At 61.2% G+C, this 12,493-nt stretch carries 8 protein-coding genes and 2 pseudogenes; 6 read left to right on the plus strand and 4 right to left on the minus strand.

Translation table 11 applies throughout. The annotated features are described in order from the left end of the window. The first annotated feature begins 192 nt into the window (after positions 1-192). Complete coding sequence (locus tag E4Q08_RS12495) at positions 193-2,736, plus strand: glycogen/starch/alpha-glucan phosphorylase (protein ID WP_034912630.1); 2,544 nt, start codon at positions 193-195, stop codon at positions 2,734-2,736. A 124-nt stretch (positions 2,737-2,860) separates the two neighbouring features. Here the strand turns inward: E4Q08_RS12495 and E4Q08_RS12500 are convergent, their stop codons facing one another. Together E4Q08_RS12500 and glgA are read right to left on the minus strand one after the other, a co-directional pair. After that, positions 2,861-4,825: an alpha-1,4-glucan--maltose-1-phosphate maltosyltransferase gene (locus E4Q08_RS12500; RefSeq protein WP_248594875.1), complete on the minus strand. Its 1,965-nt coding sequence runs from the start codon at positions 4,823-4,825 to the stop codon at positions 2,861-2,863. A 129-nt stretch (positions 4,826-4,954) separates the two neighbouring features. Then, positions 4,955-6,166: a glycogen synthase gene (gene glgA, locus E4Q08_RS12505; protein ID WP_169070621.1), complete on the minus strand. Its 1,212-nt coding sequence runs from the start codon at positions 6,164-6,166 to the stop codon at positions 4,955-4,957. 232 nt (positions 6,167-6,398) lie between these two features. Here glgA and tsaB point away from each other — a divergent pair, with 232 nt between their 5' ends. The 5 genes and pseudogenes from tsaB (at position 6,399) to E4Q08_RS25760 (ending at position 10,542) form a co-directional block, all read left to right on the plus strand. Next, positions 6,399-7,076: a tRNA (adenosine(37)-N6)-threonylcarbamoyltransferase complex dimerization subunit type 1 TsaB gene (gene tsaB, locus E4Q08_RS12510; RefSeq protein ID WP_169070622.1), complete on the plus strand. Its 678-nt coding sequence runs from the start codon at positions 6,399-6,401 to the stop codon at positions 7,074-7,076. Next, positions 7,073-7,549 (plus strand): ribosomal protein S18-alanine N-acetyltransferase, encoded by a 477-nt coding sequence (gene rimI / locus E4Q08_RS12515; protein WP_308240127.1) that lies wholly within the window; start codon positions 7,073-7,075, stop codon positions 7,547-7,549. The genes tsaB and rimI overlap by 4 nt, the downstream gene beginning before the upstream one ends. A 242-nt stretch (positions 7,550-7,791) precedes the next feature. Continuing rightward, positions 7,792-8,265, plus strand: a pseudogene (locus tag E4Q08_RS24785) (uracil-DNA glycosylase); the annotation flags it as partial. A 228-nt stretch (positions 8,266-8,493) separates the two neighbouring features. Further along, positions 8,494-9,162 (plus strand): LemA family protein, encoded by a 669-nt coding sequence (locus E4Q08_RS12525; RefSeq protein WP_169070641.1) that lies wholly within the window; start codon positions 8,494-8,496, stop codon positions 9,160-9,162. Positions 9,163-9,165: 3 nt separating this feature from the next. Next, positions 9,166-10,542: a TPM domain-containing protein gene (locus E4Q08_RS25760; protein WP_308240128.1), complete on the plus strand. Its 1,377-nt coding sequence runs from the start codon at positions 9,166-9,168 to the stop codon at positions 10,540-10,542. 74 nt (positions 10,543-10,616) lie between these two features. Here E4Q08_RS25760 and E4Q08_RS12540 read toward each other — a convergent pair whose 3' ends face one another. Next, the gene (locus tag E4Q08_RS12540; protein ID WP_169070624.1) at positions 10,617-11,138 is read right to left on the minus strand and encodes an Lrp/AsnC family transcriptional regulator; all 522 of its coding nucleotides are present in this window, start codon (positions 11,136-11,138) and stop codon (positions 10,617-10,619) included. An 84-nt stretch (positions 11,139-11,222) separates the two neighbouring features. Next, positions 11,223-12,486 (minus strand): annotated as a pseudogene (gene lplT / locus E4Q08_RS12545) (lysophospholipid transporter LplT). Between the last annotated feature and the right edge of the window lie 7 nt (positions 12,487-12,493).

Genomic DNA, 12,493 nt, shown 5'->3' on the forward strand with positions numbered 1-12,493 from the left:
TCTCCATGCTTTCGTTAGAATGAGAATTGTTGCGTTTGAACGGCACAGCGTGCACAGCTTCGCGCAATGTTATAGACTCGCCTTGGACGTGGATCGGTGAACACGGATTCGCGATCTCTTACATATCGATAAACAAGAAATATGAGGGTGCCGACATGAAAGTTGAAATCGAAAAAAGAAAATGCGCCACCGCTGGAGGCAGATTCCGCTCTGCTGGTGGGGCGCGAAGACCGGCGCACCGGACTCAGTGTGGACGCACTGAAACGTGCCATGCTCGACAAACTGGTCTATGTGCAGGCGCGCTTCCCGCAGGTGGCGACGCGGCGTGACTGCTTCATGGCGCTCGCGCAGGCGGTACGCGACCGCCTGTTGCAACGCTGGGTACAAACTGCGCGCACCTATCGCGATCGGGGCAGCCGTACCGTCTGTTACCTGTCTGCCGAATTCCTGATTGGTCCGCAACTCGGCAATAACCTGATCAATCTCGGGATCTTCGATCAGGCCCGGCAGGCCACCCAGGAGTTCGGACTCGATCTGGAAATGCTGCTCGATCAGGAGGAGGAACCGGGGCTGGGCAACGGCGGTCTTGGACGCCTGGCGGCATGTTACCTCGACTCGCTGGCAACGCTCGAAATTCCTGCCATCGGTTATGGCATCCTGTACGAGTTCGGCATCTTCACGCAGGCGATTCGCGATGGGCAACAGATCGAGCTGACCGACAAGTGGTTACGTGCCGGAAGCCCATGGCTGATCCACCGTCCGAATATCGCTTTCGACATCAAGCTTGGTGGTCATACCGAATATCAGTATGAGGCGAACGGCGATCGCCGCCTGCGCGTGCAATGGGTTCCGGCCAAACTCGTTCGCGGTACCGCCTGGGACATGCCGGTGTTGGGTTACGGGGTGAATACGCCGAACCGGCTCCGGCTGTGGAGCGCCGAGGCGCCGGAGAGTTTCGATTTTGCAGCCTTCAATGCCGGCAACTACCATGAGGCCGTCGATGCCCAGATTCGCTCGGAGACCATCACCAAGGTGCTGTACCCGAACGACGAAACCGAAGCAGGCCAGGAACTCAGGCTAGAACAACAGTACTTCTTCGTGGCTTGCTCACTGAAGGACATGATTCGCCTGCAACTGCAGCGCGAGAAGAATCTCGATCATTTCGACGAGAAGTTCGTCGTCCAGCTCAACGATACGCATCCGTCGATCGCCGTGGCGGAACTGATGCGCCTGCTGGTCGATGAATATATGATGGAGTGGGACCAGGCCTGGGCGATTACCCGCAAGACCTTCGCCTACACCAACCACACGCTGCTGCCGGAGGCGCTCGAAAAGTGGCGACTGGCCCTGTTCAAGCGCGTGCTGCCGCGGCATTTCGAGATCATTTGCGAGATCAACCTGCGTTTCCTCGACGAAGTGCGGATTCGCTATCCGGGCGACGACGCGCGGCTGCGAAGAATGTCGCTGATCGACGAGGATGGTGCGCACTACGTGCGCATGGCGAATCTGGCGGTCGTCGGCAGCTTCGCGGTGAATGGTGTGGCCAAGCTACATTCCGAACTGCTCAAGTCGGATGTCCTCAAGGACTTCTACGAGATGTGGCCGGAGAAGTTCAACAACAAGACCAATGGCGTCACGCCGCGCCGCTTCGTGGTCCTGGCGAATCCGACGATGTCCGGGCTGATCGAGGAAACCATCGGCACCGGCTGGGTGACCGACATGACACGGCTGCGCGAACTCGAACCGTATGCCGACGATCCCGCCTTTCGCGAATCCTGGCGGCGGATCAAGAGCGGCAACAAGAAGCGGCTGGTCGGCGAGATCAAACGTTTTGCTCATGTCGACGTCGATCCGGCGTCGATGTTCGACATCCAGGTCAAACGTTTTCATGAGTACAAGCGGCAGCACCTCAACATCCTGCACGTGGTTTCCTTGTACAAGCGCCTGAAGGACAACCCCGACCTCGTGATCGCGCCCCGCACCGTGATCTTCGGCGGCAAGGCGGCGCCGGGTTACTTCATGGCCAAGCTGATCATCCGGCTGATCAACGCCGTCGCCGACGTGATCGGTCGCGATCCGGCGATGCACGGCAAGCTGCAGGTGGTGTTCTTCCCGAACTACAACGTCAAGCACGCCCAGTCGATCTTTCCTGGTGCCGATCTGTCCGAGCAGATTTCACTAGCCGGAAAGGAAGCCTCCGGAACCGGCAACATGAAGTTCCAGATGAACGGTGCGCTGACCATCGGCACGCTCGATGGTGCCAATGTCGAAATCCGCGAGGAAGTCGGTGACGAGAACTTCTTCCTGTTCGGGATGACCACACCTGAGGTGATGGAACTCAGAAGAACCGGCTACCGACCACGGACCTATTACGACGAGAACCCGCACCTGCGTGAAGTGATCGACCTGATCGCCAGTGGCTTCTTCACCAAGGGCGACCGCGAGATTTTCCGGCCCCTCGTCGATCACCTGCTCAACCATGACGAGTACATGCTGATGGCTGACTTCCAGTCGTACATCGATTGTCAGTCCAGGGTCTCTGATACCTACCTGGACATCGATCGCTGGACACGGATGTCCATCCTCAACGTCGCACGTTCCGGATTCTTTTCTTCCGATCGGGCGATCTGTGAGTACTGCAACGAGATCTGGAAGGTGAAGCCGGTGCGTATCGAACTCAGTGACCTTTCGGGCGAGGACATGAAGTTCACCCGCGCCCTTGCCGGATCCGATTAAGCGACTGCAGCAGGGGCAGGATGCCCTGCCCCTGCAGTGTCGCACTTCGATCGCGTTTGTGGACGATGACCCGGCCGAAGTCAGGCGCGACGCCTTGCCGGTCTGGCTGACCGCGAGCTGCTTTCTACCAGCGCCGGACCTTGATGATGTGTGCCATCTTGGTGGTCGGAGCGAGCTCGACATAGGCCGTCGGACCATGCCAGCGATAGCGCTCGCCAGAGAGCAGGTCGTGTGCCTGGTACTGCTCGTCCTCGGGAATGCCGAAGGTGCCCAGTGGCACATGCAGGATCGAGTGGTGCGAGTGGAAGGGGTCGAGATTGACCACACAGATGACAATGTCCGACCGGTCTTCGGTCATTTTGGCATAGGCGAGGATGTTGGGGTTGTCGGCATTCAGGAAGAGCACGTTATTGTAGGTTTGCAGGGCGGGGCATTCCTTGCGGATCCGGTTGATCCGGGTGATGATGTCAATGATGTTGCCCGGGGCTTTCCAGTCGCGCATCTTGATTTCGTATTTCTCCGAATCGAGGTACTCCTCCTTGCCGGGAATCGCCTCGTTCTCACACAGCTCGTAGCCACTGTAGATACCGTAGACGCTTGACAATGTCGCGGCCAGCACGGCACGCATGATGAATGCCGGGCGGCCGCCGAACTGCAGGATCGGTGGCAGGATGTCCGGCGTATTGGCAAAGAAGTTGCCGGTGAAATACTCCTTCATCTCGCCGCAGGTCAACTCGCTGACGTACTCGGTCAGGTCATGCTTGTGGTCACGCCAGGTGAAATAGGTGTAGGACTGGGCGAAACCGACTTTCGCCAACAAGCGCATCATCTTCGGTTTGGTGAAGGCTTCGGCCAGAAAGATGACTTGCGGGTGCTGCCGGTGCACTTCGCCGATCACCCATTCCCAGAACGGTACCGGTTTGGTGTGCGGATTGTCGACCCGGAAGGTGGTGACGCCCTTGCCAACCCAGAACAGGAAAATCTTGAGCATTTCCTGCCACAGCCCGGCGCGGTCGCTGGTCCCGAAATTGAGCGGGTAGACGTCCTGGTATTTCTTCGGCGGGTTTTCGGCGTACTTGATCGATCCATCGGGACGATGGAAGAACCACTCCGGATGCGCTGCAACATAAGGATGGTCGGGCGAACAATTCATCACATAATCGAGCGCAATCTCGATTTCCAACTCACGGCAGGTGGCGACAAACTGGTCCCAGTCGTCCCAGGTACCGAGTTGCGGCTCCAGCGCCATGTGGCCGCCGTGTTTGTTGCCGATCGCCCAGGGACTGCCGACGTCGCCTGGTACGGCAACCAGGCTGTTGTTCTTGCCCTTGCGAAAACTGTAACCGATGGGGTGGATCGGCGGCAGGTAGACGACGTCGAAACCCATCGCCTTGATGTCGTGCAAGCGACGGATGCTGTCCTGCAGGGTGCCATGCCGGTACGGCATGTTGCCTTGCGAACGCGGGAAGAACTCATACCAGGCGGCAAAACGGGTGATGGGCCGATTGACCATGATCGTCAGCGCTGGCGCCAGTTGATGGCCCTCGCTGCGATCGGGGTAGCTGGCCATCATGCCGCGCATGACCTTGCCGATGCCCAGATCGATGGCGCCGCGCTGCTCGCCGGCAGCCAGCGCAGTTTCGATGGCCGCGATGATGCCCAGCATGCGGCTGAGATCCTCGCCCTGCGCCACGGCGGCCGACTTCTTGAGGATCACCAGACCCTCGAGCAGTTCGCTCCTGAGGTCTGCACCCGGCACGCTCTTCTTGCTGATTTCGTCCACCCACGACAGATATCTTTCGGCATACGCCTCGATCGTGTACTCCCAGCGACCGACCGTGGTGACCGTAAACTCACCGAACCAGCGGTCGTTGTCGCCCTGCGTCATCGCGCTTTCCTGCCATTCCTTGTCACCGACCTGGCGCGCCTTGAGCACGGCCGCCAGTTTGTCATGGCCTTCCTTGTAGATGTCGGCGCTGACGGTAACCTTCTCGCCGACGACGCGCTTGATGGGGAAACGGCCACCGACCACTTGCGGCTCGACCGCTTCGATGATCACACGAGGGTATTCTTTGGGAATCATCATCATTCTGCTCCTAAATCCTGATCCGGCCTGGCCGGAAGAGTGGAATCTGTAGGTGAAGACCGGTGCGCGCCAACAGCGCGCAGGCCGACGGAAGCAAGCCGATGTCGCGGCTGCCGTCGACACCCGCCGGCATCACTTCAGCAGCGAATCGTAGAGTTGCTTCGTTTGCTGCGCGATGCTCGACCAGCTGAAGACATCGCGTGCACGCTGCTGGCCTGCTGCGGCCATTGATTCGGCGAGTTCCGGGTTGTCGAGAATCTTGTTGATCGCAGCCGCCAGATCGCGTGAAAAGACATCCGGATCCACTGGCTCGAAGGGAGCCACGTGCAGTTGCTCCAGCGGCACCAGATAGCCGGTGACGCCATCGATGACGACCTCCTTGATACCACCGACGGCACTCGCCACGACTGCGGTGCGGCAGGCCATGGCTTCGAGGTTGATGATCCCGAAAGGCTCGTAGATCGACGGGCAGCAGAACACCGTGGCATGCGAATAGAGCTGGATCGCCTCGTCCTTGCTCACCATCTCCTGTATCCAGATCAGGTTCTTGAAACCCTCCTGGCGGACACGCTTGACCGCGGCCTTCATCTCGGCCAGGATTTCGGGGGTATCGGGTGCGCCGGCGCAGAGGACGACCTGCGCGTCGGGGTTGATGTAATGGATGGCATTGACCAGGTGGACGATGCCTTTCTGACGCGTGATCCGGCCGACGAAGAGGACAATCGGCTTGTCGGGGTCGACCCCGTACTTTTCGAGGGCAGCGGTTTCGTCGGTCGGATGGTACTGGTCGACGTTGATGCCGTTGTAGATCACCGTGATCTTCGCCGGGTCGATGTCGAAATGCTCGAGGATGTCGGCCTTGGTTCCCTCCGATACGGCGATCACTGCGTCTGCCATGCTCAGCGAGGTCCGTTCGATCCAGGACGACATGTCATAGCCACAGCCGAGCTGCTCGCGTTTCCACGGGCGCAGCGGTTCCAGCGAATGCACCGTATGCACCAGCGGAATGCCATAGAGGGTTTTTGCCAGGATACCGCCAAAGTGCGCGTACCAGGTGTGTACATGCACCAGATCAGCGTCGACCTGGTCGCTCAGCGTTTCGAGGTTGGTTTCGAAGGTATCCAGCGCACCGCTGAGCTTCTTGTCGACATGCGCGAAACTTCCCTTGCCGAAAGGGTAGCCCTTGATTCGCACGCCATCACTGCTGACCGTGTCCTGGTCGCCAAAGGAGCGGACTTCGACATGCATCAGTCTGGCGAGTTCGCCAGACAGATACTCGACGTGAACACCGGCTCCGCCGTAGACGTGGGGAGGATATTCGCGCGTCAATAGGAGTACTTTCATTGCGGCACTTTCTATGCTGTGGTTGTGAGGTGGACGTGCTCTCGGCGCGTCTTCTGAAGGCCTTGTCATTGTAGCGGGAAAGGCGTTGGCCGACCACGTCGGCAGCGTTATTGGGCGTCGAATCCTGCTACGTCAGGGGGAAGATCCGGAACACTTCCCTGCGGATGGGGGGGCAGCGCGCGAGCCGGAGCCGGATGGCGACGGCGGCGAGCAGGACGGGTAGAATAGACGCATGAATCTGCTGGCCATCGAAACCTCGACTGATCTCGGCTCCATTGCCCTCTGGTGTGATGGCGTCGTGTTGCGGCGTTTCTGCCCGGTCGGCATTGCGCATTCGGAAACGCTGCTGCCGCTGATCTGCGCAACGCTCTGCGAAGCCGAGCTTGGCTTTGCCGACCTGCACGGAGTCGCTTTTGCTGCCGGTCCCGGCTCTTTTACCGGTCTGCGGGTCGCTTGCGGCGTCGCCCAGGGTCTGGCTTTCGCCCATCAGCTACCGGTCATTCCAGTCGGCACCCTCGATGCCATGGCGCTGGCCAGTGGCGGGGAACAGGTACTGGTGGTGCTCGACGCGCGCATGGGTGAGGTCTATTACGGCCGGTTTTCAAGGGCCTTACCACTCGGCGAGGTGGTGGTCTGCCAGCCATCGGCCTTGCCGCTTCCCGACTCGGCTGGTTGGCTGGCTTGCGGTAATGGCCTCGCCGCCTATCCCTTGCTGCGTGCGCGGCTGGCCGGCTGCGTACACCGATGGCAACCCGAACTGATGCCTGCTGCCGATGCCGTTGCCTGTCTCGCCGCGCCACGCCTGGCGCGCGCTGAGGGTATCGATGCGGCTGCAGCAGCGCCGCTGTACATTCGCAACAAGGTCGCGCTGACGGTTGCCGAGCGCCTGGCCACGGGAGGGAAAGCGTGAGCGCCGTGCTCGCACCGCGGCTGTCGATGCTGCCGATGCACCCTGCCGACCTCGACGAGATCGTCGAGATTGAAAATCGCGTCTACCCGTTTCCCTGGACGCGGACCAATTTCATCGATTCGATCGCTTGCGGCTACAGTGTCTGGGGGTGTCGTTTCGCCGACGAACTGGTGGGCTACTATGTGCTGATGATGGCCGTGGACGAGGCACACCTGCTCAACATCAGTGTCGCCGGGAAGCGCCAGGGAATGGGTTTTGGTGCCCGCCTGTTGCGCCACGCCATGCGCCTGGCGCAGCTGGCGGGGGCAACCAGCATCCTGCTCGAGGTGCGTCCGTCGAACGTGCCGGCACTGACGATCTATCGGCATTTCGGCTTTCAACAGATCGGCGTGCGACGCGGCTACTACCCGGCAGAAAAGGGATCCGAGGATGCGCTGGTGATGCGGCTGGCGCTGGCAGAGGTGGCCCAATGATCGCCAGGAAGCCGGCCGGTGGGCCATTGACACGTGCCCAACTGCTGCGCGAGATCGGCCTGTCGCCGCAGTGGCAGTTGCGCGAGCAGCGCGCGGTGACGCTGCCGACGCCGGGTGTGCCGGCAATCACTCCAGCCGAACGGCGTCCTGAAGCGCCAAACGCGATCGCTACGCCCGCCGCAGTCACCGATCTGGCGCCGACCGCTGCCCCTGCCTCAGCGCGGCCGCAGGACATCGCCGGCATGTCCTGGGAGCAATTACAGCACAGCGTTGCCGCCTGCCGGGCCTGCGCGCTTTGCCAGCAGAGGCGGCAGGCAGTGCTCGGCGTTGGCGATGTCGCCGCCGACTGGCTGTTCATCGGCGAGGGACCGGGGGCGGAAGAAGACGCGCGTGGCGAGCCTTTCGTCGGCCCTGCTGGAAAACTGCTCGATGCGATGCTCGCGGCGATCGACCTGCAGCGTGGCGAGGATGTCTACATCGCCAATGCCGTGAAGTGTCGTCCGCCCAACAATCGAACCCCGGAGGCCGCCGAGATCGCGACCTGCGCACCCTATCTGCGGCGACAGATTGCGCTGATCCAGCCGCGACTGATTGTTCTGCTGGGCCGCGCAGCGGCGCATGCGCTGCTCGGTGAACTCGGTTCGCTGGCCAGCCTGCGCGGCAAGACCTTCGCGTATCCTGCGCCGCAGGGCGGCGGGAGCACCATCCCGGTGGTGGTGACCTACCATCCGGCTTACCTGTTGCGCACCCTGCCGGACAAGGCCAAGGCCTGGGAGGAGTCTGTGCCGCGCGCGCGCGCTGATGCGTGCAGCGAAGACCGCTGCAGCGCAAACCGCCGGTTCCTCGCCTGCCTAGCCCGCTGGTGCGGCTTGCGCCCTCTTGAGAAATCAGCGAAAGTCGCCAACTGGGCTGTACCCTGTTCATCCCTCATCAAGGAAAATGTCATGCGACTGCGAATTCCGACCCTCCTGACCCTCCTGGTACTGCTTGCCGGGCTGCTCTCCGGCTGCGGCTACAATACCTTTCAGACCGGCGACGAAGCGATCAAGTCGGCCTGGTCCGAAGTGCTCAACCAGTATCAGCGGCGAGCCGACCTGGTACCGAACCTAGTGGCCACCGTGCAGGGCTATGCCAGTCACGAAAAGGATGTGCTGACCCAGGTCACGCAGGCACGCGCGCGGGTGGGTGCGATCCAGGCAACGCCGGAACTGGTCAATAATCCCGAGGCCTTTGCCAAGTTCCAGCAGGCGCAGGCCGGTCTCACCAGTGCCCTGTCACGTCTGCTGGTGGTTTCCGAAAACTATCCGCAGTTGAAGGCCGATGCCGCTTTCCGCGACTTGCAGGCACAACTCGAAGGCACCGAGAACCGGATCACCGTGGCCCGTAACCGTTACATCAAGGCCGTCGAGGGCTACAACGTTTCGGTGCGTACCTTTCCGAACAATCTCACGGCGATGCTCTTCGGCTACACCGTGAAACCGAATTTCAGTGTCGAGAACGAGAAGGCGATCTCGACGGCGCCGAAGGTTGACTTCGCCAGACCAGCACCGGCGTCGCCTGCCGCCGCAGCGCCGACAGACGCCGGCAGGCCTTCACCGGCGCCCGGTTACTAGGCCGTGCCGTTCCTCCCTGCCCGCCTTGCGGCCTGGCTGTTGAGCCTGCTGCTGCTCGTCGGCGCAGGCATCGCCGGCGCCGACGAGCAGCAGGCGATTCCACGGCTGGCGGCGCGGGTGACCGATCTGACGAGCACGCTTGCCGCTGGGCAGCGCGAGCGGATCGACGCCAAGCTGGCCGCTTTCGAGCACGCGAAAGGGTCACAGATCGCCGTCCTGATCGTTCCGACGGTGCAGCCGGAAAGTATCGAGCAATACGCGCTGCGCGTCGTCGAGTCCTGGAAACTGGGTCGCCGCGGCATCGATGACGGCGCGCTGCTGCTGGTCGCCAAGAACGACCGGAAACTTCGCATCGAAGTGGGCTACGGTCTGGAAGGCGCGCTCAACGATGCAACCGCGAAGCGAATCATCAGCGAGACGATCAGCCCGCGTTTCAAAAAGGGGGATTTCTATGGCGGCATTGATGCCGGGGTCGACGCGATGATGCAGGTGATCGCCGGTGAAGCGCTGCCGCCTGCGGCACGCGTCGATGGCGCTCGGCGTGCCGATGTAGACGATCATTTCGAGATGCTGCTGTTGATCGGTTTCGTCCTGGTATTTGTAGTTGGCGGCGTCCTGCGAGCCATTTTCGGGCGTTTTCTGGCGGCTGGCATGGTCGGTGTCGCCGCCGGGGTGATCGCTGCGATGCTCATCTCGTCGGTGCTGATCGCCGCCGTTCTGGGGGTGGTGGCCGCCATCATTTCACTGTTTCTCGGCATGCGGGGTGGCACCGGCTGGTCATCCGGCGGCATTTCCTGGGGCGGTGGTGGCGGGAGCAACTCCGGGGGGCTTTTCGGGAGGCGGCGGCAGCTTCGGCGGCGGCGGGGCTTCGGGAGACTGGTGATGCGATTGCAGAGAATTTTCCGCCATCTGGTGCTGCCGCACTGGTGGGTGTTGCGCGCGCTTCCCGCAGCATCGTTGCAGCGAATCGAGCGGGCGGTTGCTGCCTCGGAATCGACGCATCGTGGCGAGTTGCGCGTGCTGGTCGAAGCCAACCTGCCCCTGTCCTGCCTGTGGCGCGGCCAGTCGGCACGGGCGCGGGCGATCGAACTGTTTTCGCAGTTACGGGTATGGGACACCGAGGAGAACAGCGGCGTGCTGATCTATCTGCAGTTGATCGATCGGCGTGTGGAAATCGTCGCTGACCGCGGCATCAACGCCTGTGTTGGCCAGGAATTCTGGGACCGCGTCTGCCGCCACATGGAAAACGCTTTCCGGAGCGGGGATTTCGAGGGCGGTACGCTGCTCGCATTGCGCACGATCACCGCAGCGCTGGCTGAACACTTCGCTGCCACAGGCGAAAAGCCCAACGAGTTACCCAATGCTCCGCTGGTGCTGTAATCTGAAAGTCGTGCCTGCGACTCACGAGTCCTGCCCTCCCCGGCAGGCGGGAGAGCATGCCAAGGGGTGAGGGATCAACTTTCGGCATAACGCACGCGCTGGCGTGGCTTGCTCGGCTGGGTGAGGTGATCGAGAGGCAGGACATGCGTCTGCTTGACCGTTTGCAGGGCAATGCTGGTCTTGATGCGGGCAACGCCGGGCAGGCACAGCAGGCGCTTCATCATCAATTGGGAAAACACTGCCAGATCAGGAACCACGATTCGCAACATGTAATCGGCGTCGCCGCTGACGGAGAAGCAGTCGATGACTTCCGGCATCGCCGCGATGGCGTTTTCAAAGGCCTCGCTGGCTGCATCGTTGTGGCGTTCGAGGATCACCTGGGCAAAAGCAGTGACCCCCAGGCCCAGTGCCGTGGGGGCAAGCAGCGCGACGTAGCCGGCGATGATGCCATCCTCCTCGAGCCGCTGGATGCGGCGACTGATCTGTGACGCGGAAAGACGGATCTGTTCGCCGAGCGTCGCATTGGTGGCGTTGCCCTTGCGCTGCAATGCGTCGAGCAATGCAAGATCGTAACGGTCGATGGTGATTTTTGACATGATCAGGGCTTTTTATGCATGAAATATGCACAGTATAGCGGTTTTTGTTCATGACTCAAGCAGCAGAGGATTGCTCGTGTCAGTTCAGAGCGAACTGTCGTCGAGCTGACTGACATCATCCCGGATCTCCTGGTTGGCTTCATGGCGGCCCTTGACGAGCCACATCGCCCCACTGACGAACATGCCGAACAGGGAAATCACCAGATAAATCGAAATGTTGGCGCGCATCATCAGGAAATACAGACCGGTCATGGCCAGGATCGACAGATTCTCGTTGAAGTTCTGGACGGCAATCGAATGTCCGGCACCCATCAGGATATGGCCGCGGTGCTGCAGTAGCGCATTCATCGGCACCACGAAGAAGCCGGAGAGCGCGCCGATCAGGACCAGCAGGGGAATCGCCAGCCACAGGTGATGGACAAAGTTCATCACCAGGACGATGATCCCCATGGCGATGCCGAGCGGAATCACGCGCACCGACTTGCGCAGGGTGATCATTCTCGCCGCGCCGGCGGCACCCAGCGCCACACCGACGGCGACCACGCCCTGCAGCATGCTCGATTTCGAGAGGCCGAGATGGAGCGCAGTTTCGGCCCATTTGATGACGATGAACTGGAGGGTGGCGCCGGCGCCCCAGAACAGGGTGGTCACCGCCAGCGACACTTGGCCCAGGCGGTCGCGCCAGAGCAGAGCCAGGCAATGATTGAACTCGCGCAGCAGATACCAGGGGTTCTTGTGCAGCACACGGTGATCGACGCCGGTGTCGGGAATATAGAGGTTGAACAGTGCCGCGAGCAGGTAGAAAACGGCGACAAAGCAGAGCGACATTTCGCCGATGGTATCGACGCCGGTATCAATGACCGGAAAATCGAGGGCGAGCAGGCTGTAGGCGACCTCCGGCTGGATCAGCGTGCCGCCGACGACGACGCCGAGGATGATCGCACCGACCGTCAGCCCCTCGATCCAGCCATTGGCGACCACCAGCAGACGGTGCGGCAGGTATTCGGTGAGGATGCCATACTTGGCCGGCGAGTAGGCGGCCGCCCCGAGACCGACGACGGCATAGGCCAGCAAGGGGTGAACATCCCAGAACATCATCGCGCAGCCGAAGATCTTGATCCCGTTGCTGATGAACATCACCCGCCACTTCGGCATCGAGTCGGCAAAGCCGCCGACGAAAGCCGCGAGCGCGACATAGGAGACCGTGAAGAAGGTCTTGAGCAGCGGCTCGTACTCGCTCGGTGCGTGCATTTCGCGCAGGATCGAGATGGCGACGATGAGCAGGGCATTGTCGGCCAGCGCTGAAAAAAAACTGCGCAGCCATGATGATGTAAAAGCCGAAAGGCATTGGAAAT

It is taken from the genome of Candidatus Accumulibacter contiguus, assembly GCF_012940005.1.
In the GTDB taxonomy this organism is placed as follows: Bacteria; Pseudomonadota; Gammaproteobacteria; order Burkholderiales; family Rhodocyclaceae; genus Accumulibacter; species Accumulibacter contiguus.